Source organism: Streptomyces avermitilis MA-4680 = NBRC 14893 (assembly GCF_000009765.2).
Classification (GTDB): domain Bacteria; phylum Actinomycetota; class Actinomycetes; order Streptomycetales; family Streptomycetaceae; genus Streptomyces; species Streptomyces avermitilis.
In genome coordinates this window covers 8,795,063-8,821,768 of record NC_003155.5, presented here as the reverse complement: position 1 = coordinate 8,821,768, position 26,706 = coordinate 8,795,063, and the positions used below count along the sequence as shown (strand labels likewise).

Annotated in this window: 30 protein-coding genes; 6 read left to right on the top strand and 24 right to left on the bottom strand. The window is 71.6% G+C overall.

The window, feature by feature from the left end; translation table 11 throughout:
• Positions 1-94: 94 nt before the first annotated feature.
• A complete protein-coding gene (locus SAVERM_RS40775; RefSeq protein WP_078234598.1) occupies positions 95-409 on the bottom strand; it encodes a DUF5133 domain-containing protein in 315 nt (104 codons plus the stop codon).
• A gap of 305 nt (positions 410-714) precedes the next feature.
• On the opposite strand from SAVERM_RS40775, the gene SAVERM_RS37955 reads away from it, so the two are divergent.
• Positions 715-1,206, top strand: a complete 492-nt coding sequence (locus tag SAVERM_RS37955) for a hypothetical protein (RefSeq protein ID WP_010988788.1) — start codon at positions 715-717, stop codon at positions 1,204-1,206.
• A gap of 342 nt (positions 1,207-1,548) precedes the next feature.
• On the opposite strand, the gene SAVERM_RS37950 is transcribed toward SAVERM_RS37955, so the two are convergent.
• Together SAVERM_RS37950 and SAVERM_RS37945 are read right to left on the bottom strand one after the other, a co-directional pair.
• Positions 1,549-2,220 (bottom strand): response regulator transcription factor, encoded by a 672-nt coding sequence (locus SAVERM_RS37950; RefSeq protein ID WP_010988787.1) that lies wholly within the window; start codon positions 2,218-2,220, stop codon positions 1,549-1,551.
• Positions 2,220-3,248: a sensor histidine kinase gene (locus tag SAVERM_RS37945; protein WP_242432219.1), complete on the bottom strand. Its 1,029-nt coding sequence runs from the start codon at positions 3,246-3,248 to the stop codon at positions 2,220-2,222. Before SAVERM_RS37945 ends, SAVERM_RS37950 begins: the two co-directional genes overlap by 1 nt.
• 250 nt (positions 3,249-3,498) lie before the next feature.
• Here SAVERM_RS37945 and SAVERM_RS37940 point away from each other — a divergent pair, with 250 nt between their 5' ends.
• Both SAVERM_RS37940 and SAVERM_RS37935 read left to right on the top strand, forming a co-directional pair.
• Complete coding sequence (locus SAVERM_RS37940) at positions 3,499-3,984, top strand: cation:proton antiporter regulatory subunit (RefSeq protein WP_037647132.1); 486 nt, start codon at positions 3,499-3,501, stop codon at positions 3,982-3,984.
• 4 nt (positions 3,985-3,988) lie between these two features.
• The gene (locus SAVERM_RS37935) at positions 3,989-5,230 is read left to right on the top strand and encodes a cation:proton antiporter (RefSeq protein ID WP_010988784.1); all 1,242 of its coding nucleotides are present in this window, start codon (positions 3,989-3,991) and stop codon (positions 5,228-5,230) included.
• Between the two features lie 53 nt (positions 5,231-5,283).
• On the opposite strand, the gene SAVERM_RS37930 is transcribed toward SAVERM_RS37935, so the two are convergent.
• On the bottom strand, positions 5,284-5,934 hold the full coding sequence (locus SAVERM_RS37930) for a hypothetical protein (protein ID WP_037647221.1): 651 nt from the start codon (positions 5,932-5,934) through the stop codon (positions 5,284-5,286).
• A gap of 99 nt (positions 5,935-6,033) precedes the next feature.
• A complete protein-coding gene (locus SAVERM_RS37925) occupies positions 6,034-6,609 on the bottom strand; it encodes a TerD family protein (protein WP_010988782.1) in 576 nt (191 codons plus the stop codon).
• A 150-nt stretch (positions 6,610-6,759) separates the two neighbouring features.
• Between SAVERM_RS37925 and SAVERM_RS37920 the strand changes: the two genes are divergently transcribed.
• Positions 6,760-6,990, top strand: a complete 231-nt coding sequence (locus SAVERM_RS37920; protein ID WP_010988781.1) for a hypothetical protein — start codon at positions 6,760-6,762, stop codon at positions 6,988-6,990.
• Positions 6,991-7,073: 83 nt separating this feature from the next.
• Here the strand turns inward: SAVERM_RS37920 and SAVERM_RS43500 are convergent, their stop codons facing one another.
• The 5 genes from SAVERM_RS43500 to SAVERM_RS37900 form a co-directional block, all read right to left on the bottom strand.
• The gene (locus SAVERM_RS43500; RefSeq protein ID WP_010988780.1) at positions 7,074-7,250 is read right to left on the bottom strand and encodes a hypothetical protein; all 177 of its coding nucleotides are present in this window, start codon (positions 7,248-7,250) and stop codon (positions 7,074-7,076) included.
• Between the two features lie 176 nt (positions 7,251-7,426).
• Entirely contained in the window at positions 7,427-9,547 is a 2,121-nt protein-coding gene (locus SAVERM_RS37915; protein ID WP_010988779.1) for a xanthine dehydrogenase family protein molybdopterin-binding subunit, read from the bottom strand.
• 69 nt (positions 9,548-9,616) lie between these two features.
• On the bottom strand, positions 9,617-10,609 hold the full coding sequence (locus SAVERM_RS37910) for an FAD binding domain-containing protein (protein ID WP_010988778.1): 993 nt from the start codon (positions 10,607-10,609) through the stop codon (positions 9,617-9,619).
• The gene (locus SAVERM_RS37905; protein WP_037647130.1) at positions 10,606-11,220 is read right to left on the bottom strand and encodes a (2Fe-2S)-binding protein; all 615 of its coding nucleotides are present in this window, start codon (positions 11,218-11,220) and stop codon (positions 10,606-10,608) included. Before SAVERM_RS37905 ends, SAVERM_RS37910 begins: the two co-directional genes overlap by 4 nt.
• A gap of 29 nt (positions 11,221-11,249) precedes the next feature.
• Positions 11,250-11,777, bottom strand: coding sequence for a DUF5709 domain-containing protein (locus SAVERM_RS37900; RefSeq protein ID WP_010988776.1), 528 nt, complete (start codon positions 11,775-11,777; stop codon positions 11,250-11,252).
• A gap of 258 nt (positions 11,778-12,035) precedes the next feature.
• Here SAVERM_RS37900 and SAVERM_RS37895 point away from each other — a divergent pair, with 258 nt between their 5' ends.
• Together SAVERM_RS37895 and SAVERM_RS37890 are read left to right on the top strand one after the other, a co-directional pair.
• Positions 12,036-12,404 (top strand): DUF6479 family protein, encoded by a 369-nt coding sequence (locus tag SAVERM_RS37895; RefSeq protein WP_037647128.1) that lies wholly within the window; start codon positions 12,036-12,038, stop codon positions 12,402-12,404.
• Between the two features lie 415 nt (positions 12,405-12,819).
• Complete coding sequence (locus SAVERM_RS37890) at positions 12,820-13,206, top strand: hypothetical protein (RefSeq protein ID WP_010988774.1); 387 nt, start codon at positions 12,820-12,822, stop codon at positions 13,204-13,206.
• A gap of 62 nt (positions 13,207-13,268) precedes the next feature.
• Here SAVERM_RS37890 and hypE read toward each other — a convergent pair whose 3' ends face one another.
• The 14 genes from hypE to SAVERM_RS37825 form a co-directional block, all read right to left on the bottom strand.
• A complete protein-coding gene (hypE, locus tag SAVERM_RS37885; protein ID WP_010988773.1) occupies positions 13,269-14,345 on the bottom strand; it encodes a hydrogenase expression/formation protein HypE in 1,077 nt (358 codons plus the stop codon).
• On the bottom strand, positions 14,338-15,462 hold the full coding sequence (gene hypD, locus SAVERM_RS37880) for a hydrogenase formation protein HypD (protein ID WP_010988772.1): 1,125 nt from the start codon (positions 15,460-15,462) through the stop codon (positions 14,338-14,340). Before hypD ends, hypE begins: the two co-directional genes overlap by 8 nt.
• Positions 15,459-15,779: a HypC/HybG/HupF family hydrogenase formation chaperone gene (locus SAVERM_RS37875; RefSeq protein ID WP_010988771.1), complete on the bottom strand. Its 321-nt coding sequence runs from the start codon at positions 15,777-15,779 to the stop codon at positions 15,459-15,461. The genes hypD and SAVERM_RS37875 overlap by 4 nt, the downstream gene beginning before the upstream one ends.
• A 60-nt stretch (positions 15,780-15,839) precedes the next feature.
• Positions 15,840-18,206, bottom strand: coding sequence for a carbamoyltransferase HypF (gene hypF / locus SAVERM_RS37870; RefSeq protein ID WP_010988770.1), 2,367 nt, complete (start codon positions 18,204-18,206; stop codon positions 15,840-15,842).
• 35 nt (positions 18,207-18,241) lie between these two features.
• Positions 18,242-19,069, bottom strand: coding sequence for a hydrogenase nickel incorporation protein HypB (hypB, locus tag SAVERM_RS37865; protein WP_010988769.1), 828 nt, complete (start codon positions 19,067-19,069; stop codon positions 18,242-18,244).
• A gap of 3 nt (positions 19,070-19,072) precedes the next feature.
• Complete coding sequence (hypA, locus tag SAVERM_RS37860; RefSeq protein WP_010988768.1) at positions 19,073-19,468, bottom strand: hydrogenase maturation nickel metallochaperone HypA; 396 nt, start codon at positions 19,466-19,468, stop codon at positions 19,073-19,075.
• 209 nt (positions 19,469-19,677) lie between these two features.
• The gene (locus SAVERM_RS46010) at positions 19,678-19,782 is read right to left on the bottom strand and encodes a DUF6893 family small protein (RefSeq protein WP_371859494.1); all 105 of its coding nucleotides are present in this window, start codon (positions 19,780-19,782) and stop codon (positions 19,678-19,680) included.
• Between the two features lie 11 nt (positions 19,783-19,793).
• Positions 19,794-20,345 (bottom strand): hydrogenase maturation protease, encoded by a 552-nt coding sequence (locus SAVERM_RS37855; RefSeq protein WP_010988767.1) that lies wholly within the window; start codon positions 20,343-20,345, stop codon positions 19,794-19,796.
• Positions 20,342-21,778, bottom strand: a complete 1,437-nt coding sequence (locus SAVERM_RS37850; RefSeq protein WP_010988766.1) for a hypothetical protein — start codon at positions 21,776-21,778, stop codon at positions 20,342-20,344. Before SAVERM_RS37850 ends, SAVERM_RS37855 begins: the two co-directional genes overlap by 4 nt.
• Positions 21,775-22,467, bottom strand: coding sequence for a DUF6084 family protein (locus tag SAVERM_RS37845; RefSeq protein ID WP_010988765.1), 693 nt, complete (start codon positions 22,465-22,467; stop codon positions 21,775-21,777). Before SAVERM_RS37845 ends, SAVERM_RS37850 begins: the two co-directional genes overlap by 4 nt.
• Positions 22,464-23,132, bottom strand: coding sequence for a DUF5947 family protein (locus SAVERM_RS37840; protein ID WP_010988764.1), 669 nt, complete (start codon positions 23,130-23,132; stop codon positions 22,464-22,466). The genes SAVERM_RS37845 and SAVERM_RS37840 overlap by 4 nt, the downstream gene beginning before the upstream one ends.
• Positions 23,129-23,719: a hypothetical protein gene (locus SAVERM_RS37835; protein ID WP_010988763.1), complete on the bottom strand. Its 591-nt coding sequence runs from the start codon at positions 23,717-23,719 to the stop codon at positions 23,129-23,131. The genes SAVERM_RS37840 and SAVERM_RS37835 overlap by 4 nt, the downstream gene beginning before the upstream one ends.
• Complete coding sequence (locus tag SAVERM_RS37830; protein WP_010988762.1) at positions 23,716-25,500, bottom strand: nickel-dependent hydrogenase large subunit; 1,785 nt, start codon at positions 25,498-25,500, stop codon at positions 23,716-23,718. The genes SAVERM_RS37835 and SAVERM_RS37830 overlap by 4 nt, the downstream gene beginning before the upstream one ends.
• Positions 25,501-25,580: 80 nt before the next feature.
• Positions 25,581-26,669: an NADH-quinone oxidoreductase subunit B family protein gene (locus SAVERM_RS37825; protein WP_010988761.1), complete on the bottom strand. Its 1,089-nt coding sequence runs from the start codon at positions 26,667-26,669 to the stop codon at positions 25,581-25,583.
• Positions 26,670-26,706 lie beyond the last annotated feature (37 nt).

Below are 26,706 nucleotides of genomic sequence, written 5' to 3'. Positions count from 1 at the left end.
TTCGCCTCCTCCGGCCGTGGTCGATCCGGTCTGCGATGGGGTGGTGTGCGGTCGGTCGGGCCGGTCCGCACCGGGCCGACGCGACCGACGGACCTCAGGCGTTGCTTGCCGTACGCGCGGGAGAACCGGTTGCCGTACGCGCGGGAGAACCGCTTGCCGTGCGCGCGGGAGAGCCGGTGCGTGTCCTCCGCTCGTGCGGTGCCGCCGCCGAGCCGGTGCGCAGAAAGTGTTCGGCGGCGTCCGCGGCCTCGCGGGCGCACCGTTCCCCCATCAACACGCAGAGGGTGTAACCCGTGTTCTCGAAATTTCCCCGTACCACGAGGTTGTCGGGAGCAGCGAGCATCAGGCGCTCCCACGCCCGGTACCGCTGGAGATATCTGGCGACCTCGGTTCTGGCAGGCAGCAGCATCGCTCCAGTCACCTCCTACTTTCTCGTGCAAGCACAGGGGGACCGTGGTGCAGGTGATGGCCGTAACGGATCGGCGTCGACCCGTTACGGATTCAAAAACTTTTACCCATGGTGCACGGAAGACCACCGAGCGTCCTGTTCGGATTTCAACCAGCTGTTCACCGGTCCGCTCGGGTTGCGCGAATGGAGTACCCCGCTCACCCTGAGACTGACTCAGAAGCGATGACTGCTCACGCTTCGTGTTCGGGGCTCGGCCTGCAAGGGCGAGGAGAAGCTGGAGCTTCGCCGGTGAGGAGCCAACGACAATGAAGACCGCAGCGCCCTGTTACTACCACCTCGACGTGGAGGTCAGTCCGGAACGGATCGGACACGTCCGCCGGATTCTGGCCGCCCATCTCCGGTACTGGAATCTGGAGACACTCGTCGAGCCGGTCTGCCACTGTGCCGAAGTGCTACTGCACACGATCGACGAGCACGCGGCGGACAAGAACACCACCCTCGAGATGTGGTGGAACGGTCAGCACCTCATCACCGCGGTGCAGGACAGCGACCAGGACGTCCGCCCGCACTACGCGCCGCGCGGCTGCCTGACGCAGATCGCCGCGATGAGCGACGGCTGGGGCTGTTGTGCCACGAATACCGGCGGCAAGATCATTTGGTTCTCGCGCCGGGCTCTGGCCGCCGACCATGCCCCACTGGTTCCGACGGCTCCGTGGCCCACGCTGCGCGAGGCACGCCCGGTTCCCCGCGCACTGCCCGAACCCCTCCCGCGGGTGCCCGAGCCGGCTGTCTCCTAGCCGGAGGTTCCCGGTGGCCCTGTCACCGGACGGTTCTCCCGTGGCCCCGTCGCGGCCGACACCCGACGGGGCCGAACCTTGCGCGGCCAGGCCGCACCGAGGCGCGGCGGACGGCTCGACGAGCGCCGGTCGGCGAGTTTCGAAGAGCGGCCGGTCGGCGAGTGCGCCGGCGCGAAGCCGGGCGGCGAGGCACCGAAGTCGGCGCTGATCGCCGTCAGGGCGCCGTGCCCTGCCGACCGCCGGTCCCGCGCGGCCGTGCCGTCCTCCTACCCGGCCGCAGTCTTCCTGCGACGGGTCGGGGCGGGCGCGCAGCGCGTGCGTGCGGCACCGCGTCGCGACGGGTCACGGTTCGACGAGGCCGGCCCGGATCGCGTACCGGGTGAGTTCCAGGCGGTCACGCAAGCCCAGCTTCTGGAGCAGGTTCGCGCGGTGGCGTTCGACGGTCTTCGCGCTGATGAAGAGGAGTTCGCCGATCTCCTTCGACGTGTGTCCCTCGGCCACCAGCTTGAGGATCTCCTCCTCGCGCTCGGTGATGGTCCGCTCGGGCAGTCCTTCGCCCCGGTGGACGCGGTCGAGGTAGGTGCGTACGAGCGCGGTCTCCGCCCCTGGGTAGAGGAACGGCTCGTCGCGCATCGCCGCCCGGCACGCCTCGACCAGGTCGCGGTCGGCCACGGACTTCAGGACGTAGCCGCAGGCACCGGCTTTGAGCGCCTCGAAGAAGTACTGCTCGTTGTCGTACATCGTCAGGATGAGGATGCGCAGCTCGGGCAGGCGGCGGGAGAGTTCGCGGGCCGCCTGGAGTCCGGTCATGCGGGGCATGGCGACGTCCAGGACGGCGAGGTCCACGTCCGTCGTCCGGGCCAGGGCGACCGCCTCCGCGCCGTCGCCGGCCTCGGCCACCACGCTCAGGCCGGGTTCGCCGTCCAGGATGAGCCGTACGCCCCGCCGTACGAGCGCGTGGTCGTCGGCGAGCAGGACGCGGGTCGGGCGCTGGGCGGGCGGGGGAAGAGACATCAGCGCGCTCCGTGGGGAGGGGTTCCGGTGCGGGGCCCGGACCGGTCGCCGGTGCTCGTCGCGTTCATCACGCTCGTCGTGCTCGTCGTGCTCGTGGTGCTCGTGATGCGCAGCCTGATGTCGGTGCCCCGGTCGGGCCCGGGCTCCACCGCGAGGCCGGCGCCGATCAGCAGGGCCCGCTCGCGCATACCGCGGATCCCGGCGCCCTCCGGCGCCCGGCCGGCTCCTGTGCCGTTGTCGCGTACGAGTAGTTCGACTCCGTCGGCGACCCGGTGGAGCCGGAGTTCGGCGCGATCGGCACCGGCGTGCCGTGCGGTGTTGGTGAGCCCTTCCTGCGCCACCCGGTAGACCACGAGTTCCGTCTCCTCGCTCAGCTGTGGCAGTTCGCCGTCGAAGTGGTGGCGCACGCTCAGTCCGTGGGCGGTGAACTCGGTCGTGAGGGCGCGGAGGGCGCTGAGCAGGCCCAGTTCCTCCAGGACACCGGGGCGTAGCCGGCGGGCGATGCGGCGGATCTCGTCCAGGCTGCCGCGGGTGGCCTCCTGTGCCTGCCTCACCTCCGCGCGCAGCCCCTCGGGCGCCCGGTCGGCGACGCGCCTGAGCTGAAGGAGGACGGCGGTGAGGGTCTGGCCGACCTCGTCGTGGAGTTCCTGGGAGACGCGGTGGCGTTCGCGCTCCTGGGCGGAGAGGGCCCGGGCCGCGCTGGTGGCGCGCTCGGTCTCCAGCCGGTCGAGCATGGTGTTGTACGTGGAGATCAGATCGGCCATCTCCGCCGGACCGGTGACGACCGCACGGGCCCCCGGGTGCAGCAGATCGGCGGTGGCCATGGCCCGCCCCAGCCGTTGCAGCGGGGCGAGCCCGATCCACAGCACGACGGCGTTGACGACGAGCATCACGGCAAGGCCCGCGAGGACGACCAGCGCCTCGCCGGGCAGCACGGGGGTCGACACGGTGACCGGACCCAGCAGCAACGCGGTGGCCACGGTCAGGCCGACGGCGTTGAGCAGGAAGATCCGCCGGAACAGCGACACGCTCCTCTTTCCGTCCCCTCCGGTCGGCGTCCCCCGGTGCTCCCGGGGCGTTCCCTCTTTCCCGGACCGCGGCCATGCCGCCGCCCCGACCAGCCTCTCCGCTCGCCGCCGCCCGCGTCCATCCGTCATGACACCCATGTCGCCACCGTACGGAGTGATGGCAGCATGACGGTTTTGGGCAGGGTTCAGAACGTCCATCACCAAGACGTCAGCAAGGCGATCAGCAAGACCATCAGCAAGGGGAAGAAACGTGTCTGCACCACGTCTCAGGGCGACACCGCTGCCGGGCATCGGGGTCCAGTACGACCTCATGACGCGAGAACACCGCCATCTGTCGGTGGTGGCGCACCGCGACGGCGCCCGCACGGTGAGCGTGTACCGGGCCGACGACCCCGACTCCTGTGCGCAGTCGCTGCGGCTGACGAGTTCCGAGGCGGGCTCGCTGATCGATGCGCTCAAGCCCTCCCACCACAGTGCGAGCCTGCTGTACACCACGGACCTCGGGCTGGTCGCCGAGCGCGTCGAGGTCGCCGCGGCCTCCCGTTGGAACGGACGGGTACTGGGCGAGACCCGGATGCGGACCGAGACCGGCGCGTCCGTGGTGGCCGTACTGCGCCGAGCGGAGGCGATCCCGTCTCCGGCCCCGGACTTCCGGCTCACGGGCGGTGACACCCTCATCGTCATCGGCACCCGCGAGGGCGTCGACGCCGCCGCGGCGATACTCGGACGGGAGTGAACCTGTGCACTCCGCGGTCCTGCTGATCGAGTTCGGCGCCATCATCCTCTCTCTCGGGCTGCTCGGCCGGGCGGCCGCCCGGCTGCGGTTCTCCCCCATCCCCCTGTATCTGCTGGCCGGACTGGCCTTCGGCGAGGGCGGGCTGCTGCCCCTCGGCGCGAGCGAGGAGTTCGTCGCCACCGGCGCCGAGATCGGCGTCATCCTGCTGCTGTTGATGCTCGGCCTGGAGTACACGGCCGGCGATCTGGTCTCCAACCTCAAGGCCCACTACCCGGCCGGCCTGGTCGACTTCACCTGCAACGCCCTGCCGGGCGCGGCCGCCGCGCTGCTGCTCGGCTGGGGCCCGGTGGCCGCCGTGGTGCTCGCGGGCGTCACCTGGATCTCGTCGTCCGGTGTCATCGCCAAGGTGCTGGGCGATCTGGGCCGGGTCGGCAACCGGGAGACCCCGGTCATCCTCAGCATTCTCGTCCTGGAAGACCTGGCGATGGCGGTGTACCTGCCCATCGTCACCGCACTGGTGGCCGGGGCCGGGCTGGCGGCCGGCAGCGTGACCCTGGCCGTCGCGCTGGCCGCCGCGGGCCTCGTCCTGTTCGTGGCCCTCCGCTTCGGGCGGCTCATCTCCCGCTTCGTCTCCAGCGACGACCCGGAGAAGCTGCTCCTGGTCGTCCTGGGGCTGACGATTCTGGTCGCCGGGATCGCCCAGCAGCTCCAGGTGTCCGCCGCGGTAGGGGCGTTCCTGGTCGGCATCGCCCTGTCCGGCGAGGTCGCGGAGGGCGCGCACACGCTGCTCAGCCCGCTGCGGGACCTGTTCGCCGCCGTGTTCTTCGTCTTCTTCGGACTGCACACCGACCCGGCCAGCATCCCGCCTGTCCTGCTGCCGGCCCTCGCGCTGGCCGCCGTCACCGCCGTGACGAAGATCGCGACCGGGTACTGGGCCGCGCGGCGGGCCGGGATCTCCGTGAAGGGCCGCTGGCGGGCGGGCGGCGCGCTGGTGGCGCGCGGGGAGTTCTCGATCGTCATCGCGGGACTCGCCGTCACCGCCGGGATCGAGCCCTCGCTCGGCCCGCTGGCCACCGCTTACGTGCTGCTCCTGGTCGTACTCGGCCCGCTCACCGCCCGCTACACCGAGCCCCTGATCGCCCGGCTGAACGCCCGCTCCGGCCGTGTCCGCCCGGAACACCGGGACGCTCCGGTGCCGACGGAACCGGAGGGCGACACGCGAGCACAGACGACGGTCGGCGACTGAAGGCGGCGGGGGCGTCGCCCAACCGAGCAGGACGCGGTCGGCGCCCGTGGCGGTCAGTCGTCGATCGTGCGCAGGAAGTGGTCCGCGTCCTCGGGCTCGCCCAGCCTGCCGACCTCGAGCCAGGAGCCGTCGCTGAAGCACAGCCGGAAAGTGGCGAAACCGCGCGGCTGTCCGGCCTCACCCTCGACGCTCACCTCGCGCGCCGGGAACTCGGCGACGATCCGGAAGTCGCCGGCCCTGGTGGGCGACAGCCGACGGCGCGGGGACGCGGCCAGGCAGACTCGGTCGCGGGTCAGCAGGACGAGCCGCTTGGGGTTGGGCGAGCGTCCGTACCAGCGCAGCAGCAACTGGCCCGCGGTCAGGCTCCAGTCGCCGTCGAAGACACCGTTCGCGGCCTCCCGGCCGGGGTCGCGGTCACGGCCCCCGCCGGGCGTCGGCCCCTGCCTCCGGGGAGGCGCCTGCGCCCGGTCGAGCCTCCCGCCCAGCCTGTCGATCAGCATCATCGGGACGACGACGAAGAAGAACAGTACGGCTCCGACGTACAGCAGCCAGTGGTGTCCGGGCTTGAGCCGCCCCTTCCCCGCCGCCCGGTGGACCTCCTCCGGCGGCCGGGGGATGCGGCGGTGAACCTCGCACCAGACGAGAGCCACCGGGTCCTCGCCCAGGAGGCGGCGGGCTTGTCGCCGTACCTTTCGCTTCGCCATGCGCAACACCCCGGGAAAGCCGGACACCGCCCCCGCACTCCGCCGGGGCGTTCGGCCCTCCTCCCCCTTCCGCTCTCCCTTGTCTCCCTCGTCTCCCCGTCAGACGTTCACGCCGTAGTCGGACGCGATGCCCGCGAGGCCCGATGCGTATCCCTGGCCGACCGCGCGGAACTTCCACTCGCCGCCGTGCCGGTAGAGCTCGCCGAAGACCATCGCCGTCTCGGTCGAGGCGTCCTCGGACAGGTCGTAGCGGGCGAGTTCGACATTGTTGGCGCGGTTCACCACGCGGATGAAGGCGTTGCTGACCTGGCCGAAGCTCTGGCCGCGCGACTGCGCCTCGTGGATGGAGACCGGGAAGACGATCTTGGTGACCTCGGCCGGCACCTGGGCCAGTTCGACGTTGATGGACTCGTCGTCGCCCTCGCCCTCACCGGTCAGGTTGTCGCCGGTGTGCTGGACCGAACCGTCCGGGCTCGTCAGGTTGTTGTAGAAGACGAAGTGCAGGTCGGAGACGACCCGGCCCGAGCCGGAACACAGCAGCGCACTCGCGTCCAGGTCGTATGCGGCACCGGTGGTCGTCCGCACGTCCCACCCGAGGCCCACCGTCACCGCGGTCAGGCCCGGAGCCTCTTTGCTCAGCGAAACGTTGCCGCCCTTGGCCAGAGTTACGCCCACGGTGTTCCTCCACTGCTCCGATGATCGGCCGTCCCCCCGTGGGAACGCCGGAACACCTCATCCGGTTCCATCGGGGCGCGCAACTCGTGAAGCTTGGGAGTGACAGAGCTCACACAACTTCACAGATTGCGCAACATCTAAAGTGCGGGCATGGATCTTCGCATCTCGACGAAATCGCAGACGGCGGTACTCGCCGGCGGACCGGCGGACGGCCTGCGCATGCGGGTCGCCGACCGGCCCTCGGTGCTCCAAGTGACCTACCCCTGCCCGCTCGACGCCCCCGCGGAGGGCGTACGCGTGGAGGCGCTGTACATCTACCGGCGTGCACTCGGCAGCCAGGACGAGCCGCTCACCTACGGCTACGACCCGGCCAGCCCCTGATACGGCCGTCCCCTCATCCCCGCACCTGTCGCTCCTGTCCGGGGCCGCGGCCGGGCTCACCGGCGTCAGGGCCACGGGTCCGCTCAGTCCTCGCCCCTGACGATGTTCTCCTCGGCCCCCTGCTCCGGGGAGCAGGAGCGTTCGCCGTCATCGCGGGCCGAGACACAGGTACGTACGCCGTCTCCCCGCAGGTGGCGGGCCTTCGCCCACCCCGTCCTGGGGCGAGAGACGACGGACTTCCGGTTGGTCTGCGCGGTCACAACGCTTCATCTTCTTTCTGGAGCTTCTGGCACTGTCGGCACGTCCTGCACCTCTGGCACTTCGGGCACTTCCAGCACTTCGGGCACTTGCGTTCCCGTTGTCTGCCGTTCGAGTCCCCGCCGACGTTTCGGGCAAACCTCTCCTCCCCTCCATAGGGGATCCTGAGCAGTGGGCCCTAACCTCCACTCACCGAGCCCGGCGTCGCCAGGCCGCCGAGCACCCGGTCAGGCGTCAGGGGCAGTTCGCGGAACCGGACGCCCGTGGCGTGGTGCACGGCGTTGCCGATGGCGGCCGCCGTGCCCACGATGCCGATCTCCCCGATGCCCTTGCTGCCCATGGGGTTGAGATGGGGGTCGTCCTCGTCGACCCAGTACGCCTCGATGTCGCGGACGTCGGCGTGCGCGGGCACGTGATAGGCCGCGAGGTCGGACTCCGTGAAGTCGCCGAACGCGGGGTCCATCGTGCTGCCCTCGGTCAACGCCATGCCCAGTCCCATGGTCATGCCGCCGATGAACTGGGAGCGGGCGGTACGGGCGTTGAGGATGCGGCCCGCCGCGTACACGCCGAGCAGTCGGCTCACGCGGACCTCCCCCGTGACCGTGTCGACGGCGACCTCGGCGAAGTGGGCACCGAACGCGTGGCGGGCGTAGGCGCTTTCGGCGTCGGCGTGGCCCGCGGTGTCGGCGTTCGTGACGATTCCCTGGTCCGGCACGGGACCCGTGCCCTCCGCCAGTCGTGCGCGCAGTCGTGTGCACGCCTCGTGCACGGCCCAGCCCCAGGACGCCGTCCCCGAGGAGCCGCCGGCCAGCGGCGCCGACGGCAGGTCGCTGCTTCCCACCTCGGAGCGGACCCGATCCACCGGGACACCGAGGGCATGGGCGGCGATCTGCGCCATGACGGTGCGGGCTCCCGTGCCGATGTCCGTGGCGTTGATCCGTACCACGAAGTCCCCGCCGGGCAGGGCCTGCGCCGTGGCGGTGGCCGGCGAGACCAGGACGGGATAGGTGGCGGCCGCCACTCCGGTGCCCATCAGCAGCGGGCCCGCCGTTCTGGCGCGCGGGGCCGCGGGGCGTGCGGCCCAGTCGAAGCGGCGGGCGCCCTCCCGCAGGCACTCGACGAGATGGCGGCTGCTGAAGGGCCGGCCGCTGTCGGGCTCCGCGTCCGGCTCGTTGGCGATGCGCAGTTCCACGGGGTCCATGCCGAGTTCGACGGCGAGTTCGTCCATCGCCGACTCCAGCGCGAACATGCCCGGCGCCTCGCCGGGGGCCCGCATCCATGACGGGCTGGGCACGTCGAGCGGCACCACGCGATGGCTGGTGAGGATGTTCGCCGCCGCGTACATCACGCGCGCGGGTGTCGCGGCCTGTTCGACGAACTCCTTGATCCGGGACGTGTGGGTGGTGACCTCGTGCAGGACGGCGGCCAGGGTCCCGTCGGCCGCGGCGCCCAGGCGGACGCGGTGCAGTGTGGGGGCGCGGTGCCCGACCACGGCGGGCAGAAATCGCCGGGGCAGGGCGACCGTGACGGGCCGGCCGGTCTCGCGCGCGGCCATCGCGGCCAGCACGACATGCGGGCGGGGCGTCCCCTTGCAGCCGAAGCCGCCGCCGACGTGCTCGGCGACGACGGTGACACGGTCCTCGGGCAGCTCGAACAGGCCCGCGAGGACGGTACGTACCGTGGTGGCGCCCTGACTGGAGTCGTGCACGACGAGTCTGCCGCCCTGCCAGGAGGCGGTGGCCGCGTGCGGCTCCATGGGGTGGTTGTGCAGCGGCGGCAGCCGGTAGCCGACGTCGACGCGGACCGGCGCCGAGGTGAACGCCCACTCGGGGTCGCCGTGTTCGCGGTGTGCCGGATACCCTCCGTTCGCCGTGTCCGGCGTGTAGGCCTCGGGGTGGGTCTCGGTCAGCGTCACGTCGTGGTCCTCGGCCGCGTAGTCGACCCGGACGGCGGCGGCGCCCGCCCGGGCCTCCTCCAGGGTCTCGGCGACGACCAGGGCGACGAACCAACCGCGGTGCGGTACGCGCGGGTTCTGGAGCACGGCGAGCGTGGGGTCCTCCGGTTCGGCGAGCCGAGGCGCGTTCTCGTGCGTGAGCACCGCGAGCACCCCGGGCAGGTCCAGCGCGGCTCGGGCGTCGATCGCGCGGACCGCACCGCGCCCGATCGCCGCGGGCACCGGCCATCCGTGCGCCCGGCCCGGCAGCGGATACTCGGCGGCGTAGCGGGCGGTGCCGGTGACCTTGTCCCGGCCCTCCCGGCGCTCGACGGGTGCGCCCAGGGCGGTGGGTGCGTCGGCCATGGGGTCCTCCTGACGGGTTGCCTGAGGGGTGTCTGAGGTGTGCCGGACGGTTGCCTGTGGGGCGCCGGTTCAGGCCCCGCCGGGCGGTGTGAGCCGGGCCAGGACGTCGACGGCGAGATTGCGGGCCAGGTCCACCTTGTAGGCGTTGTCGCGCAGCGGCCGGGCGGCGTCGAGTTCGAGATCCACAGCGTGCTCGAACGCGGCCCGGGTCGGGGCGGCACCCAGCAGCGCCTCCTCGGCGCGCCGGGCCCGCCAGGGCCGGTGGGCCAGCCCGCCGAAGGTGATCCCCACGTGCTCGACCACGCCGTCCCGCACCTGCAGCACCGCCGCCACCGAGGCGAGAGCGAAGGCGTACGAGGCGCGGTCGCGGGCCTTGCGGTAGAGCGAGGGAAGTCCGGCCGACGCGGCGGGGAGGACGACACCGGTGATGAGTTCGCCGGGGCGCAACTCCGTGTCCCGCTCGGGGCGGTCGCCGGGCAGCCGGTGGAACTCGGCTGCCGGGACGGAGCGTTCGCCGTCGGCGCCGTACAGCTCCACGCGCGCGTCGAGGGCGGCGAGCGCGACCGCCATGTCGGAGGGGTTCGTGGCGATGCAGTGCTCCGAGTGGCCGAGCACCGCGTGATCGCGGTGGACCCCGTCGCGGGCGCCGCAACCGGTGCCCGGCGCCCGCTTGTTGCACGGCTTGGTCACGTCCTGGAAGTAAGGACAACGGGTGCGCTGGAGCAGGTTGCCGCCGGTGGTGGCCACGTTGCGCAACTGCCCGGAGGCCCCGGCGAGGAGGGCCTGCGAGAGCACCGGATGGCGGTCACGGACCAAGGGGTGGGCGGCGAGGTCGCTGTTGCGGACGGTGGCGCCGATCCGCAGCGACCCGTCGGCCAGTTCCTCCACGGTGTCGAGCGGCAGCCGGCTGACGTCGATGAGAGCGGCCGGCTGCTCCACGCCGAGCTTCATCAGGTCGACGAGATTGGTACCGCCGGCGAGATAGCGCGCGCCGGGCCGGGAGGCATGGGCGTCGGCCGCCTCCTGGACGCTGCCGGCACGTACGTAGGCGAAGGGCTTCATCGGATCACGTCCTCGACGGCCTCGACGATGTGCGTATACGCGCCGCAGCGGCAGAGGTTGCCGCTGAGCCGCTCGCGGATCTCGTCCCTGCCGAGCGGTACGGGCTGCCCGGAGGGCCTGGCGGGGTCGGTGACGCGGGAGGGGTGGCCCGCCTCCGCCTCCGCCAGGGCGCCCAGGGCGCTGCAGATCTGTCCGGGCGTGCAGTATCCGCACTGGAAGGCGTCCCGCTCCAGAAAGGCCCGCTGGAGCGGATGGAGTCCGGCGCCGCCGCCCTCGACGAGACCGTCGCCGCCGGCGAGTCCCTCCTCGCCGACGACCTCACCAGTGCCGGCGAGCCCCTCGATGGTGGTGATGTCGCGGCCGTCCTGGGCGACCGCCGGCAGCAGACAGCTGTTGACCCGGCGGCCGTCCACGAGGACCGTGCAGGCACCGCACTGGCCGTGGTCGCAGCCCTTCTTCGCGCCGGTGAGGTCGAGGTCTTCCCGCAGGACGTCCAGGAGGACGGAACGGTGGTCCACGGTGAGCGTGTACAGCTTGCCGTTGACCCGCAGAGTGACCTCGGAGCGGTGAGGGTCGGGCGCCGCGACGCCGGGCTCGGTGTGGGAATCCATGGAACACCTCCGGACAGGGGCCACCGGCCCTACAGCGGATAGTCGTCCTCGTCGGGGACGCGGTGGACGGCCGCCTCCTCCGCGGAAGCCGCGCCGCCGTCGATGCCGACGTCCTCGGCGAGCAGATCCTTCTCCGCGTCGTCCTCGGCGAGCAGGTCCTTCTCCGCCTCCTCGCGTACACCCTCGTCGAGGGCGACGAGACGGCCCGCCGGCTCGTCGCCGACCTCGTCGTCGAGGGGCTCTCCCTCGCCGTCGCGCAGGTCACCCGGATCGTCGGCGTCCGCGGGATCCCCGAACTCCTCCAGCGCAGGATCGGGCCGCTCCTCGGCCAGCCTGTGGTCCAGGCTCTCGCCCTCCCGCTGCTCGCGCGCGGTCGTGCCCTCGTGCTCGACGCCGAGCGGACGCTCGGGCGGCGACCATCCCTCGTCGTACGGGTCCGATCCGCGGTCGCCGAGGGTGTCCTCCGGGTCGAGGATGCCCTCGTCCTCCCGGTCCTCGGGGCCCTCGGGCTGGTACACCTCGTCGCCCATGAGGTCGTCGCCGTTCTGGCTGCCCATCTGTTCGCTGCCTTTCGGGATGACTGGATGCCGTGCGGCCCGCCTGTCCAGGCTGAGCCCGTCCACACGTTCGCGCACTTCAGGGACATCGTGAAAAAACCCGGCGCCGACGAGGACGCGCGCTGTGCGAACCCGCACGATCACCGTCCGTGCCGGAGCCGCCGTCCCGGAGCCCGCGCACCGGACCGCTCGCGTGCGCCTGTCCACCATCGGAGGGCTGTGGGGTATCGCCGCCGAGGTCCGGGGTACTCGACAGAAATGAACACGACCCACTATGAGGCAATTGCTTCGAATGCCGCTTTCGGAATGTTCGCCGCCTTCGTCGGCGGTCTGGTCATCGTCGGCGCGTTGGTGTGGGCGGTGCGCTTCGGCACCAAGGTGCGCCGCCGCGAGCCGGGACCGCCCCGACGCGAGGAGCAGCCCACGCTGCCGGAGTCCGGGCCGGTTCACGAGACGCGACAGAGGCGGGAGCCCGACGAGGTCCCCAGGGCGGCGAACGAGAGCGAACGGCTCACCCCGCACGACCTCCACGCGTCCGGAAGCAAACCGAGCGAGAACCAGCAGCGGCCACGCTGGGACGAGGGCGCCGGCGGTTCGTTCGGCAGCGGCGGCCCCGGGAGGTCGTGAACCCCGTAGCGACGCCGGGGCTGAGGCCCTGGCATCCGGCGCGGCGGTGGACACCGTACACCGGTGTCCACCGCCGCGCCGCAGGCTGGTGCCCCCGCCCCGGGAGAGCACGGGGGTACCAAGCTTTCCTGCGCCGTCGGGGTACCGGCCTACCGGTCATCCCTGTCTTCCGCCGGCGCCGCGAGTACCCCAGGGCCGGCCGGCGACACATGCCCGCGCGCGGGTGACCGCGCCGCCCGCGCCGGACGAGGCACCGTCGAACCCGAAACGGAACCGGAATCCGGAACCGATCCCGGCCTGTCCGGAACCCGTCCGCACCGGACAACAATGTGACCAATGCATCACATAGTGGGAGAATTTCCCCATCGCGGAGACGCGCAGCCGGCGCTCCCACACTGAACAGGCAGGTCGGCCCATGCCGAAGAAATCACATTCGTCCGAGCCGTCGCACGGGGAGGGCCCGAGTCGTCACCGGGGTACCGGGCAGCACGGCTGGTCACCTGATGTGGATGAGACCCGTCAGCAGGACAACCCGAGCGCTCACCGCTCCTTCCACCCAGCCGAACACGCCGGCGACAGGGGCCGGGGCCGGACGAAGTCCGCGGAGGAGACGAAGTCCGTTCCCGGTGAGACCGCGAAGAGCGGCAGCGCGCGCGGCGAGGAGTACGCCGAGGAGTCCGAAGAGGGCAGGCAGGACACCGGCCGCAGGGGTCGCTCCCAGCGGCCCAGCGGCAGCAAGGACGCTTCCTCCTACACCGGTGTGGACCCCAAGGACCCGCCGTCCAGGCATCGGCCGGGTTAGCGCCGCCCGCTCGGCGCCACCCCGGCCGTCCCGGTCCTCTCCTCGCCGGGCGGAGCCGCGTCTCAGCAGATCCGCGGCAACTGCTCGCCGATCGGCAGGTCGACGACCCTGGTGCCGCCCAGTCCCGTCCGGGCCACCACCATCCCTGGGTGGGCCTCCACCGCCTCGCCGATGATCCTGGCGTCGGCACCCAGCGGGTGGGCCCGCATCGCGCCCAGGACCGCGTCGGCGTGCTCGCGCGGCACGAAGGCCACCAGCTTGCCCTCATTGGCGACGTACAGGGGGTCCAGGCCCAGAATGGCGCAGGCGTTGGCCACGGCCGGCGGAACCGGGACGTCGCGCTCCCGGACGACCACCCCCGCGCCGGAGGCCGCCGCGATCTCGTTCAGCGCGGCCGCCAGCCCCCCTCGCGTGGGATCGCGCAGCACATGCAGATCCGGGGTGACGGCGAGCATGGCGTCGACCAGGCCGCCGAGCGCCGCGCAGTCGCTTTCGATCTCCACACCGAATTCCAGGCCTTCGCGGACGCTCATGATCGCCACACCGTGTACGCCGATGGCACCGCTGACGATGACGACGTCGCCGGGGACGACCCGCTGCGGACGCAGATCGACGCCCGCCGGGATGAGGCCGATGCCCGCCGTGTTGATGAAGATCCCGTCGCCGTGTCCTGCCTCCACCACCTTGGTGTCGCCGGTCGCCACCTCGACGCCGGCGGTGCGCGCCGCCGCCCCCAGCGCCTCGGCCACCCGGGCGACCACCTCCACTTCGACGCCCTCCTCCAGGATGAATCCGCAGGAGAGGTAGGCGGCGCGGGCGCCGCTCATGGCGAGGTCGTTGACGGTGCCGTTGACGGCGAGATCGCCGATGCTGCCGCCGGGGAAGAACAGCGGCCGCACCACGAAGGAGTCGGTGGAGAACGCCAGCCGGACACCGCCCAGCGAGAGAGCGGCGGCGTCACCCATCTGGGCGAGCACCTCTCCCCCGAAGGCGGGGGCGAAGACGTGCTGGACCAGCTCGGCGGAGAGTGCCCCGCCTCCGCCGTGGCCCATGACGACGCGCGGCCGGTCACGCAGCGGGGCGGGACAGGTCCAGGCCTCGAGGGTCGCCGGCCCGCGGAGATCGGTGGTCTCAGACAACGGGGCTCGCCTCCCGGGCGGCGGTGGTGATGTCCAGTCGCCGGTAGAGGTAGTACGCGGCGCAGGCGCCCTCGCTGGAGACCATGGTGGCTCCCAGGGGGGTACGGGGTGTGCAGACGGTGCCGAAGGCCTCGCACTCGTGCGGCTTCAGCATTCCCTGCAGAACCTCGCCGCTGCGGCATTCGGCCGGTTCGCGCGTCTGGATCCCGTCGACCGAGAAGCGGTACTCGGCGTCGTGGTCGCGGTACTTGGGTGACAGCCGCCAGCCGCTGTCGGGGATCACACCGATGCCTCGCCAGGCCCGGTCGGTGACCTCGAAGACATCCTCGAGCATGGCCTGCGCGGCCGGGTTGCCCTCCGGGCGGACGGCACGGGCGTACGCGTTGTCGACGGTGTGCTCACCCCGTTCCAGCTGGAGAACGGTGCGGCGTACGCCTTCGAGGATGTCCAGTGGCTCGAACCCGGTCACGACGATCGGGACGCGGAAGCGTTCGGCCAGTTCCGGGTACTCCCCCACGCCCATCACGCTGCACACGTGCCCGGCCGCGAGGAAGGCCTGGACGCGGCAGTTCGGCGCCGACATGATCGCCTCGATGGCGGGCGGCACCCGGACGTGGGACACCAGCAGGCTGAAGTTCGGGATGCCGAGCCGACGGGCCTGATGGACCGTCATGGCGTTGGGGGGTGCCGTCGTCTCGAAGCCGATGCCGAAGAACACCACCTCGCGGTCCGGGTTCTGCCGCGCGATCCGCAGGGCGTCGAGCGGCGAGTAGACGACGCGTACATCGCCGCCTTCGCTGCGTACCTGGAACAGGTCGCGACCGGTGCCGGGCACACGGAGCATGTCACCGAAGGAGCAGAAGATCACCTCCGGCCGGGAGGCGATCTCCAGAGCCTTGTCGATGACCTCCAGCGGGGTCACGCACACGGGACAGCCCGGGCCGTGGATCAACTCGACCTGTTCCGGGAGGAGTTGGTCGATGCCGTGCCGGATGATGGTGTGCGTCTGACCTCCGCAGACCTCCATCAGGGCCCACGGCCTGGTCACCGTGGAGTGGATGTCGTCGAGGAGCCGGCGCGCCAGTTCCGGGTCCTGGAATTCGTCGATGTACTTCACTTCCGCACCTCCTCGATGACGGCGTCGCCCACGGGCGGGGTGGCCCCGCCCGCTTCCGCCGCCTGTTCCCAGGGGTCGCCGAACTCCTCCTGCAACATGCCGAGCTGGGCGAAGAGTTCGAGCGTCTGCTTCGCCGATTCCTCGTCCAGGCGTTGCAGTGCGAACCCGACGTGGACGATGGCGTACTCGCCGACCTGGAGGTCGGGCAGGTACTCCAGGCACACCTCCTTGACCACACCGCCGAAGTCGACGGTGGCCATTCGGGTGCCGTCACGTTCCTCGATGTCCAGCACTCTGCCGGGTACCGCCAGGCACATGGGCCTCTCCTTGCTGTCTTGCTGTGGGTCGCGCGTCGCCCGGTGCTGCCGGGACAGTCCTCAGCCGGTGGTCGCGGTCCGGGCCGTGTCACGGGCGGCCACCATGAGCTGGCCGAGCGCCAGACCGCCGTCGCCCGGCGGGACCAGGTGGTGCCGCAGCACCGTGAAGCCGTCCTCGCGCAGGGCCGTGGCGCAGGCCGAGGAGAGCAGGGTGTTGGCGAACACGCCTCCGGTCAGGGCCACCGTGTCCAGCCCGTGACGCTCGCGGGCCCGCACACAGATCCGGTGCACGAGACCGGTGACGGCCCGGTGGAAGCGGGCCGCGACCAGAGCCGGTTCGGTGCCCGCTCGCAGGTCACCGACGATCGCCGCGAGGACGGGTGCCGGGTCGGCCCGTACCGCGCCGCCCCCGTCCGGCTCCGACGCCCGGAGGGCGAACGCGTAGGCGGTGACGTCCTCGACGGGCGCGTTCAGCGCGGCGGCCTCCAGCTCGACGGCGGCCTGGGCCTCGTACCCGGCCCGGTGACACACGCCCGCGAGCGAGGACACGGCGTCGAAGAGCCGGCCCATGCTGGAGGTGGGGACACAGTTCAGGTCTCGCTCCAGTTGGCGTTCCAGCACGCGGCGTTCGTCGGGCGGGCAGGCGGCCACACAGGCGAGGTCGTCCGACCAGCCGATCCCGGCGGCGCGCAGATGGGCCAGCGCCATGCGGTACGGCCGGCGCACGGCGGCGTCACCACCGGGCAGCGGGACGTACCTGAGGTGCCCGAACCGGGTGAAACCGTCGTAGTCCGCGAGCAGGATCTCCCCGCCCCACACGGCGCCGTCGTCGCCGTGGCCCGTGCCGTCGAAGGCCACTCCGATCACCGGCCGGGTGCCCTCCAGCCCGTGTTCGGCCATCGCGGCGGCCACGTGGGCGTGATGGTGCTGGACGCGTACGACGGGCCGCCCGGCCGCGTTCCGGTCGGCCCATCGGGCGGAGCGGTAGCCGGGGTGCCGGTCGGCCACCAGCATGCTGGGCCGCACGCCGGTGACGGACTCCAGTTGCGCCGTGGCGCGCCCGAAGGCTCGCTGGGTGCCGAGGTCGTCCATGTCGCCGATGTGCGCGGACAGCCAGGCCCGCCGGTCCTCCCCGAGACAAAACGCGTTCTTGAGGTCCCCGCCGACGGCGAGGGCCGGCCGGACGGACAGCGGGAGGGGCACCGGCAGCGGGGCGTAGCCGCGGGCTCGGCGGATCATCAGCGGCTTTCCGTCACTGACGCGGACCACGGAGTCGTCGCACGGCACCTGGATCGGCCGGTCGTGGGTGAGCCAGGCATCGGCCAGCGGCGCCAGCCGCTCCAGTGCCTCCGCGTCGTCGGTGACGATCGGCTCACCGGCCACATTGCCGCTGGTCATGACGAGCAGCCGGGGCCCTTCGGCGTCGCCGGGCAGACCGAGCAGCAGATGGTGCAGGGGCGTGTACGGGAGCATCACGCCGAGGTCGGGGCTGCCGGGCGCGACGGCCTCGGCCGGCCGCGGTGCTCCTGCCGGGTACGAGGGGTCCGTACGCCGACGCAGCAGCACGACGGGCCTGGTGCCGCCCTCCAGCAGGCTTCGCTCCTCGGGACCGAGCCGGACGAGGTGCTCGATGTCGTCCGCGCTCCTGGCCATGACGGCGAACGGTTTGTCCCCGCGGGCCTTACGGCGGCGCAGCAGGGCGACGGCTGCGGGGTCCGAGGCGTCGCAGGCCAGGTGGTAGCCGCCCAGTCCCTTCACCGCGAGGATCGCGCCGCGCGCCAGAAGCGTGCGGGCCTCGGTGACCGGGTCCGCCCCGGCGACGCTCTGCGGCCGTCCGTCGAGCGGCTGCCGGCCAACGAGCAGACGCAGGCTCGGACCGCAGGCGGGGCAGGCGACCGGCTGGGCGTGGAAGCGGCGGTCGGCCGGATCGGCGTACTCCCGGGCGCAGTCGGGGCACATCGCGAAGCCGGCCATGGTGGTGTGGGCGCGGTCGTAGGGAACACCGGTGACGATCGTGAAGCGCGGGCCGCAGTGGGTGCAGTTGACGAAGGGATGGCGGTAGCGCCGGTCGGCGGAGTCGGCCAGTTCGTCGAGGCAGTCGGCGCAGGTGGCCATGTCCGGGGAGACCAGGGTGCGTACCGGCCCGTCGGCACGGGAGGCGAGGATGGTGAACGCGCCGCCGCCCGTGGCGGGCAGGTCCTGGTGGTGGACGGACTCCACGCGGGCCAGCGGGGGCGCCTGTGCGGCGATCCGGTCGCAGAACCGGTCGACGGCCGAGGGTGTTCCCTCGACTTCGACGACGACGCCCTCCGGCGTGTTGGTCACATGTCCGGCCAGGGCGAGCTCGGTGGCGAGGCCGTACAGGTACGGCCGGAAGCCCACACCCTGCACCACGCCCCGAACGGTGACCCGACGGCGCCGCGGCATGTCACCGGGGACGACGGCCGAGGGCCGCGGACCACTCACGAGCGGGTCTGGGCCATGGCGCCGGTACCGTCCGGGTGGGCATGGCCGTGATCGTGCGCGGGGCCGGTGTGGGCATGCTCATGGCCGTCGCCGTGGCCGTGGTCGTGCGCGGGGCCGGCGGGTCCGAGGACATCCGTCCGTCGGGCCATGACAGGCCTGTGGAGCGGCGCGCCGTCCGCGGCCGCCAGCGCCCTGTCGAGCAGCGCGCCGATCGCCCGGCCCCGGCGTGCCGAGGTCAGGAGCACCTCGACTCCTGGGTTGACCTGCTCGACGTGCGCGCGGAACGCGGCCTCGTCGAAGTCGACGGCCTCGGCGATGTCGGTCTTGGTGACGACGACCAGGTGGGCGAGACCGAACGCGGTGGGGTACTTCAGCGGCTTGTCCTCGCCCTCGGTGACGGAGGCGAGGACGACTCTCAGAGTCTCGCCCAGGTCGTAGGAGGCCGGGCAGACCAGGTTGCCGACGTTCTCCACGAACAGCAGCCGGGTGTTGTCGGGCAGCCATCCGTCGAGGTGCCGGCTGAGCATCCCGGCCTCCAGATGGCACAGCCCGTCGGTGAGCACCTGCTTGACCGGTACGCCCGAACGCGCCAGCCGTCTCGCGTCGTTCTCGGTGGCGAGGTCGGCGGTCAGCGCGGCGACGGGCACCGACCGCTCCCGTGCCAGCAGCAGTTCGCGTTCCAGCAGCGCGGTCTTTCCGCTGCCGGGGCTGGACAACAGGTTGACCACCGCGGTGCCGCGAGCCGCCAGTTCGGCGCGCAGAGTGTGCGCGCTCGCGTCGTTCTTGGCGAGCACGGCCTGGTGCAGGTCGACCACACGGCACATGGTTCAGCGCTCCTCGGAGATCGGTTCGCGGGTTTGCGCGTGCGTCCGGCCGTCCTCCCAGTGCACGCTGACGATCTGTAGTTCACGGCCGGAGAGCAGGTCGACTCTCGCCCCGCCGCACTCGGGGCAGCTCAGCCGGGGCGGCATGCCGACGGACCATTCGCGCGCGCAGGGTGCGCAGCGGGCCCGCCCCGGCACCTCTTCGGTGACCAGGTCGGCGCCCTCCAGCACGGTTCCGGCGCAGGCCAGTTCGAAGCAGAAGGAGAGGGAATCGGGTACGACACCGGCCAGTTCACCCACCTGGAGTCGTACCGAGCGCACCGCCGTGACATCGCCGGCCTGCTGCGCGGCCTGCTCGACCTGGTCGATCACGGCCAGCGCGACGGACATCTCGTGCATCGGTCTCTGTCCTCCCAGGGGCCGGCTTCCACCACCGCTGTCGCGGGCGGCACCGGGCCGCCCGGTCCGCGCGGGAAGGTGTGCCGTGCTCGGCCCGCCGGCCTCCATTAGAGGCGGGCTGTCGGGGCTCGACAGCCCGGCACGCCGTCGTCGGCCGCCGGGGTACGCCGTTCGCCGCAACGGCGCGGCGCGCTCGAACGGGCGGCGTGTCACATCCTGCGGATCCGCCAGTAGCGTCTGACGTCGGGAAGTGCCAGCCTGACGAGCGCGGCCAGGACGGCGCCGGCCACGCCGCAGATGATGGTCTTCTTCATCGCGTCTCTCCTCACTTCGCGGCTCCGTCGGCCGTGGCCCGCGGCGCGGACTCTCCCGGCTCGTCGGCCCGTAGCAACTCGTCGATCAGCCGGACGGCCTCCGGTACGGCGTCGGACACCGGCGGGCTGAGACCGATGCCCTCCTCCACCGAGGCCGGTTCGCAGCCGACGATCAGGGTGCGCCGCGGCGGCTGTCCGCCGGTACCGGCACAGAGCGTGTCCAGCAGTGCCAGGACGGTGTCGGGGGTCATCCGGTGGCCGTCGAGCACGGGGGCTCCCTCGGGCTCGCCTCCACCGGGGCTGTCGTGCTCGATCAGGTACAGCGTGCCGGGGGCTTCGCCGCGTGCCGTGGCGTCCACGAGGATGAGGGTGTCGTAGCCGTCCAGGAGCTGATAGGCGAGGTGCACCCCGCGCACACCGATGTCCACGACCTCGATGTGTGCGGGCAGTTGCCGCTCGGCGAGCCTGCGCGCGGTCTCCACACCGAAGCCGTCGTCCCCGAGGAAGATGTTCCCGATGCCGGCGACGAGGGTCCTTGGGGGCACCTCCCGGGGACCGCTCATGCGTCGTCCTCCAGCGGTGTGACCTCGTCGGGCTGGAAGTACAGGAACCGCCCCTGCTCACGGCGGATGTCGGCGCCCGGATCGCCCTCGACCGTCACCGCCAGGTGCACCCCGCCGTCGACGTCGTGCAGAACCGCCTCGACCTGCGCGCTGCGGCCCTGGAGGAACAGGTCCTGTGCGTCGGTGCGGCGCAGGCCCGGTCGCAGCAGTACGCGGCTTCCGGCGCCCAACGAGCGGCCGTCCACGACGACCCGGTCGTGCTGAGGGTCGAAGCCGGCCTCGCTCGCCGGGTCCCACCACGGGGTGTCCGGGCGCCGCACCCCGTACTCGTCCGGGAACCCTCCGGCGGCCGGCCCGGCGGCGCTCGGCGGGGCGGTCACCTCACGCAGGCTCCGCACCGCCCCGTGCAGGCGTTCGAGAACCTCGGCCGGCATCGAGTCCGCGAGGTCGATCACGGCGGCCGCCCGCTCGTCGGTGCCCCGGGCCTCGCGCTTCTCCTCGTCGGTGAGGGCGGCGGTCCGCAGCGCGAGGATCTCGTCGATCTCGGTGGCGTCGTAGAGCGCTCCCGGGCTTTCCGGAGCGATCGCCGGGTGGTCCTCCAGGATGATCGGCGAGGACAGCACCAGGTCCGCGCGGCCGGGTTCGCCGGCGAGTACGGGCCAGGTGTGCAGGTTGCGGCAGGTGGCGATCGCGCCCTTCGCCCACTCGGGCGGATCGGTCATCGACAGGAACGATCCGGCGCTGAGGGCCATGAGGAGGTGCGTGGCCACCAGGGAGTGCGGCAGCGCCGCGTCCCGGTCGGCGCTGCGGCCCTGTGGAGGTGTCCAGGTGGAGGTGTTCTCGACCACGGCGGTCAGCCGCAGCGTCCGGTAGGGCCCGTCGAGTTCGCGGGCGGACAGCCGCACGGCGCCGCTGATCTCCTCGCAGCGCCGGACCAGGCGGCCGACGGGCCGGCCCGTCGCGTCGAGAACCGGCTCGTCCTCCTCCAGGGCGGGGCGGGTGAAGGGAACCGTGACACCGTCGCCCAGGAGCTCGTCCACCGCCGCGACCACTTCGACGCGCTCCTCGGCTCCCTCGTCCCAGGGAACCAGGACCCGGTCGTCGAGCCGGAGTTCGGGAACCGTGTCGAAGCCGCCGTCCGGGCGGATCCGCTGCACGGTCCGCCGCCGGGCGCGCAGGAAGCGCAGCTCGACCGACAGCGTCGCGCCCGCCTTCGGTTCCATCAGGCATTCGGTGTGCTGGAAGTCGTGCTCTTCGCAGTCGGCACCCCACTCGGGCGGTACCAGCACCCCGAACTGCCAGCGCAGCCGGTTCTTGGCCGCCGAGGCCCGGTACGGGTAGAGCACATAGCCCTCGAAGAGAACGGCGTCGGCCACCTGCCGGGCGAGGGCGAACCGCGCCTCGGTCTGCGCGGCGAACGCGGTCACGGTCACAGATCCGTCCCTCCGGTCGTTCGGGTGAGCGCGAGGTAGGGGTCCTTCCGGGGCGGGTCCGTGGTGCCCTTCTCCTCGAGAAGAGCCCGCACGGTCGCCTCCCAGGAGGGCAGCGCCCGCTGTGAGCGGTAGGCGAGCAGGGCGTCCATGGTGTCGCGGGGCAGCCGGATCCAGCCGCAGCCGGGGAAGTGCTGCTCGACCATCTCCCGCCAGGCCGAGACCGGCATCCGGAAGGCCGCCTCCCGGTCCCACGGAACCGGCTCGACCCGGAACCCGGCGGCTCCGGTGAACGCCGTGCCGGAGAAGAGCATCAGCAGCGGAACCTCGCCGCCCTTGAGCGCGGCCAGATAGCGCGTCGCGGCGATGTCCATGTCGTAGGTGCAGGGCACGACGAGGTCGACTTCGGTCTCTCCGGTGAAGCCGGGGACCATCAGGGAGACCTGCGCGAACTGCACCGGCTGGAGGGTGTTGCCCCAGCGTGAGCGCTCGCCGAAGAGGTCGGCGAGACCGTCGGCCTCGGCGGACTCATAGCCGCGCCGGGCGGGTTCGATACGGATCTGGCAGCGCAGCGCGAGTGCGTGCACGCGGGCGTTGTCGGCCGCGGTGACGCGCAGCCGGAACAGGAGGGTCGGTCCGGCGGCGTACCGGTCGGCGCGTACGCCGGTGCACTCGAAGGAGAACTCCGTCACGGCCTGCCCACCTCGCGTACGGGCTTGGCGCGTCGCACGACGTGCTCGAAGAACGTCTCCAGGGCGGCCCGGGCCTCGGCGCCGCCGTCGAAGCCCTGCCACAGCAGGCGCATACGGCCGACCAGTTCGTAGCAGATGTCGATCGGTACGAGGTAGCACTCGCACCGGCCGTCGGTGCGGCGCAGCAGCAGTGCCTCCACATCGGGTTCGAGCAGCACGGCGAGGCGGCTGTCACCGAGCACCGTCGTCCAGGCGGACGGTTCGAGTTCGCTCTCGGTGGCTCCGGCCGGGCTCGGGTAGAGGGCGACCAGCCGGTCCAGCGCCGCGTTGCGGAAGAAGAAGGCGACACCGACCGGGATCTGGAGCGCCTCCCACGCACCGTCGTCGAGGCGGTGGTCCGGGTCGGTGAGGTACCGGTTCGGGACGGCACGGAAGCGGCCCGCGGCGGCTCCCGGCTGTTCCATCAGCAGTGCGCAGGAGACGCAGGCGCAGACGAGGGCCCGTTTCTCGATGTCGACCAGGTGGCGGTGGTCGGCCTCGGCCACCGCCACCGCGCACAGCTCGCACCGCTCCTGGCGGGGTGGACGCTCCGTCAGGAACCTGCGCAGGCCGGGGGCGCGCGGGCCCGGGCCGGGGGCCCGGGCGGGTGTCCGGGTCCCGCTCATGCGGTCTTCGCCGCTGCCGGACGGGCCACGGCGCCGGAATTCGGGCCGGTGCCGATCTGGAGCAGGGCGGGCTCCCCGGGGGCGGCGGCGGGCTGCATCTCGACGGCCGTGACCTCCGGTGCGAAGCAGGCGAGCGCGTCCTCGGCGGCCTGGACGGCGGCCGTGCCGGTGCCGGCGCAGCCGCAGCCCGCGCCCGCCCGGGTCCGCAGCCGCAGGGTCCCGCTCGTCTCGTCGAAGGCCACCACTTCCAGAGCCTGGTCGCGGACGCTGTCGAGGGCCCTGGCGATCCGGACGTCCCGGTCCTCGGGGTGGAGGTCGTGCAGGACGAGCAGGCTCGCGACCAGTTCGTCGCCGAGCAGGGCCGCCAGGGGGTCGCCCGGGGGCCGTGGACCGCCGGGGGCGGAGGACAGCAGGTGGAGGATGCGGGCCAGGCCTGAGCCGTAGAACTCCATGAGGGTCCGGACGAGTTCTTCGGCCGCCGCGCCGGCCGCCGGGTCGCCGGTGGCGGCCAGCCGGTCCAGTACGTCCTCGATACGGCGCCCGGTCTGCTCGGCGGTCACGCGGTTCGTCGCCGATACCGCGCTCATCCGCCCAGTCCGCTCAGCCCGGTGGGCACATGCATCTTCTGCACCGTCTTTCCTCCGCCGACGTACATGTGGACACCGCAGGGCAGACAGGGGTCGAAGCTGCGCACGGCGCGCATGATGTCGATGCCCTTGAAGTTCTCCGGCGTGTTCTCCTCGAAGATCGGCGTGTTCTGCACGGCGTCCTCGTACGGGCCGGGCGTGCCGAAGGAGTCCCTGGTGCTGGCGTTCCAGGGGGTGGGCGGGTACGGGTGGTAGTTGGCGATCTTGCCGTCGCGGATCACCATGTGGTGGGAGAGGACGCCGCGTACCGCCTCGGTGAATCCGACGCCGATGCTCTCGTCCGGCACCTCGAACTTCTCCCAGGTCTGGGTGCGTCCGGCCCGGACCTCCTCCAGTCCCTTCTCCGCGAAGTGGAGTGCGACGGCGGCGGTGTAGGCCTGGAAGTAGGTGCGCGCGCGATTGCGTTCCAGCGCGTTGCTCCAGCGCGGAATCTTCCATTCGAAGGTGGTCTCGGGCTTGGTCATGGTGCGCGGCAGGTTGATGACCACGCTGTGGCCGGTGGCCTTCACGTAGCCGGTGTCGACGAGGCCGGACAGGGCGGTGGACCACAGGCGGGCGATGGGGCCGCCACCGGTGTCCAGGGCCAGGTGGTCCTTGCCGTCGAACCACCGGGGCGACATGACCCAGCTGTACTTGTCGTCGAAGTTCCGCTTCTGCGGGGCCGGGATGGTGTGCTGGTTCCACGGGTGCCGCGGGTCCACCGGGTTCCCGAGGGGGTCATGGGTGACGAACTGTTCCTGCCCCTGCCAGTCCTCGTAGTAGGAACTGCCCAGCAGGATGCGGATGCCGAGGTTGATCTCGGTGAGGTCGTTGGTGACGAGTTTGCCGTCGACGATGATCCCGGGGGTGACGAACATGCGTCGGCCCCAGTCCGTCATGTTGGCGTAGGTGAAGTCGCAGTACTCGGGGTCGTTGAGCGCTCCCCAGCAGCCGAGCAGAACGCGCCGGCGCCCCACTTCCTCGTACCCGGGCAGTGCCTCGTAGAAGAAGTCGAACAGGTCGTCGTGCAGGGGCACGACGCGCTTCATGAACTCCACGTAGCGCATCAGGCGGCTGAGGTAGTCCGTGAAGAGCTGCACGGAGGCGATCGTGCCGACGCCGCCCGGGTAGAGCGTGGAGGGATGCACGTGGCGTCCCTCCATGAGGCAGAACATCTCCCGGGTGTAGCGGCTCACCTGTAGGGCTTCGCGGTAGAAGTCGCCCTCGATGGGGTTCAGCGACCGCATGATGTCGGCGATCGTGCGGTAGCCGTGGTCCCCGGCGTGCGGCGCTTCGGTGCGCTCGGCGAGTTCGAGGACACCGGGGTTGGTCTCCTTGACCATCTTTTCGCAGTAGTCGACCCCCACCAGGTTCTCCTGGAAGATGTTGTGGTCGAACATGTACTCCGCGGACTCGCCGAGGTTGATGATCCATTCACCGAGGTGCGGGGGCTTCACGCCGTAGGCCATGTTCTGCGCGTACACCGAGCAGGTGGCGTGGTTGTCCCCGCAGATCCCGCAGATACGGCTGGTGATGAAGTGCGCGTCGCGGGGGTCCTTGCCGCGCATGAAGACGCTGTAGCCGCGGAAGACCGACGAGGTGCTGTAGCACTCCGCGACCCGCTTCTGCTTGAAGTCGATCTTGGTGTGGATGCCCAGGCTGCCCACGATCCGTGTGATCGGGTCCCAGGCCATCTCCACCAGGCCACTGCCGTCGCCGGCCGCCTTCGTCGTCGATGCCATCGTTTGTGCCGTGCCCTTCGTTGCGCGGGAAGTGTGGGGAGTTGCACGAATCTCGGGGGCGGGTCAGGTGCGGCGGGGCTTCACCACGGTGGCCGGTACCCGGTGGTGATCCGGTCTCCGGTGTGGCGCCACTTGGGCTCCTTGTCCACGGTCCGGGCCGTGAGGGTCCTCAGCTTGCGGACCACCGCGCCATAGGCGCCGCTGGCGCTGCTCGACACCTTCGCGCCGGGGGGTTCGTCCATGAAGGGCATGAACTTGTCGGGGAAGCCGGGCATGGTGCAGGCGATGCAGATACCGCCGACGTTCGGGCAGCCGCCGATTCCGTTCATCCAGCCGCGCTTGGGCACGTTGCACTTGACGACGGGGCCCCAGCAGCCGAGCTTGACCAGGCACTTCGGAGAGTCGTACGTCAGGGCGAACTGGCCCTGTTCGTAATAGCCCGCACGGTCACAGCCCTCGTGCACGGTGGCCCCGAAGAGCCAGGTCGGACGCAGCTTGTCGTCCAGCGGAATCATCGGGGCGGCGCCGGCCGCCTGATAGAGCAGATAGGTGAGCGTCTCGGAGAAGTTGTCGGGCTGGATCGGACAGCCGGGGACGCACACGATGGGGATGCCGGCCTGCGACTTCCAGTCCCAGCCGAGGTAGTCGGGCACGCCCATCGCCCCGGTCGGGTTGCCGGCCATGGCGTGGATGCCACCGTAGGTGGCGCAGGTGCCGATGGCGACGACGGCGAGCGCCTTGGGCGCGAGCCGGTCGATCCACTCGCTGGTGGTGATCGGCTGGCCGGTCTCCGGGTTGTCCCCGAAACCGCACCAGTAGCCCTCCGGCTTGATCGACTCATTGGGGATGGACCCCTCGACCACCAGCACGAACGGGTCGATCTCGCCCCGCTCCCCCTTGAAGAACCACTCGATGAACGTGTCCGAGCCACCGACCGGACCACACTCGAAGTCGATGAGCGGCCAATGGACGGCGATCTTCGGCAGACCTGGCAGAACGCCGAGCACGATTTCCTCGATGCTCGGCTGCATGGCCGCCGTCAGCGCGACCGAGTCGCCGTCACAGCTCAGCCCTGCGTTGATCCAGAGAATGTGGATCGTGGGTGTCTCGTCGGCGGGCGCACCTCCGGCGTCCGCAGCGCCGACCGTGTCCGGCGTTGCCGCAGTCATGGGACCGCCTCCTAGGGAGGTATGGGGTGAAAGTCCG

Coding starts and splice junctions, on each gene's coding strand:
- SAVERM_RS37930 (WP_037647221.1), bottom strand. CDS start 5,934: ATGGCGAAGCGAAAGGTACGGCGACAAGCCCGCCGCCTCCTGGGCGAG.
- SAVERM_RS37855 (WP_010988767.1), bottom strand. CDS start 20,345: ATGAGCGGTCCCCGGGAGGTGCCCCCAAGGACCCTCGTCGCCGGCATC.
- SAVERM_RS37915 (WP_010988779.1), bottom strand. CDS start 9,547: ATGGCCGACGCACCCACCGCCCTGGGCGCACCCGTCGAGCGCCGGGAG.
- SAVERM_RS37905 (WP_037647130.1), bottom strand. CDS start 11,220: ATGGATTCCCACACCGAGCCCGGCGTCGCGGCGCCCGACCCTCACCGC.
- SAVERM_RS37910 (WP_010988778.1), bottom strand. CDS start 10,609: ATGAAGCCCTTCGCCTACGTACGTGCCGGCAGCGTCCAGGAGGCGGCC.
- SAVERM_RS37895 (WP_037647128.1), top strand. CDS start 12,036: ATGAACACGACCCACTATGAGGCAATTGCTTCGAATGCCGCTTTCGGA.
- SAVERM_RS37825 (WP_010988761.1), bottom strand. CDS start 26,669: ATGACTGCGGCAACGCCGGACACGGTCGGCGCTGCGGACGCCGGAGGT.
- hypB (WP_010988769.1), bottom strand. CDS start 19,069: ATGTGCCGTGTGGTCGACCTGCACCAGGCCGTGCTCGCCAAGAACGAC.
- SAVERM_RS37890 (WP_010988774.1), top strand. CDS start 12,820: ATGCCGAAGAAATCACATTCGTCCGAGCCGTCGCACGGGGAGGGCCCG.
- SAVERM_RS37900 (WP_010988776.1), bottom strand. CDS start 11,777: ATGGGCAGCCAGAACGGCGACGACCTCATGGGCGACGAGGTGTACCAG.
- SAVERM_RS46010 (WP_371859494.1), bottom strand. CDS start 19,782: ATGAAGAAGACCATCATCTGCGGCGTGGCCGGCGCCGTCCTGGCCGCG.
- SAVERM_RS37830 (WP_010988762.1), bottom strand. CDS start 25,500: ATGGCATCGACGACGAAGGCGGCCGGCGACGGCAGTGGCCTGGTGGAG.
- hypF (WP_010988770.1), bottom strand. CDS start 18,206: ATGCCGCGGCGCCGTCGGGTCACCGTTCGGGGCGTGGTGCAGGGTGTG.
- SAVERM_RS37920 (WP_010988781.1), top strand. CDS start 6,760: ATGGATCTTCGCATCTCGACGAAATCGCAGACGGCGGTACTCGCCGGC.
- SAVERM_RS37955 (WP_010988788.1), top strand. CDS start 715: ATGAAGACCGCAGCGCCCTGTTACTACCACCTCGACGTGGAGGTCAGT.
- SAVERM_RS37835 (WP_010988763.1), bottom strand. CDS start 23,719: ATGAGCGCGGTATCGGCGACGAACCGCGTGACCGCCGAGCAGACCGGG.
- SAVERM_RS37950 (WP_010988787.1), bottom strand. CDS start 2,220: ATGTCTCTTCCCCCGCCCGCCCAGCGCCCGACCCGCGTCCTGCTCGCC.
- hypA (WP_010988768.1), bottom strand. CDS start 19,468: ATGCACGAGATGTCCGTCGCGCTGGCCGTGATCGACCAGGTCGAGCAG.
- SAVERM_RS37840 (WP_010988764.1), bottom strand. CDS start 23,132: ATGAGCGGGACCCGGACACCCGCCCGGGCCCCCGGCCCGGGCCCGCGC.
- SAVERM_RS37875 (WP_010988771.1), bottom strand. CDS start 15,779: ATGTGCCTGGCGGTACCCGGCAGAGTGCTGGACATCGAGGAACGTGAC.
- SAVERM_RS40775 (WP_078234598.1), bottom strand. CDS start 409: ATGCTGCTGCCTGCCAGAACCGAGGTCGCCAGATATCTCCAGCGGTAC.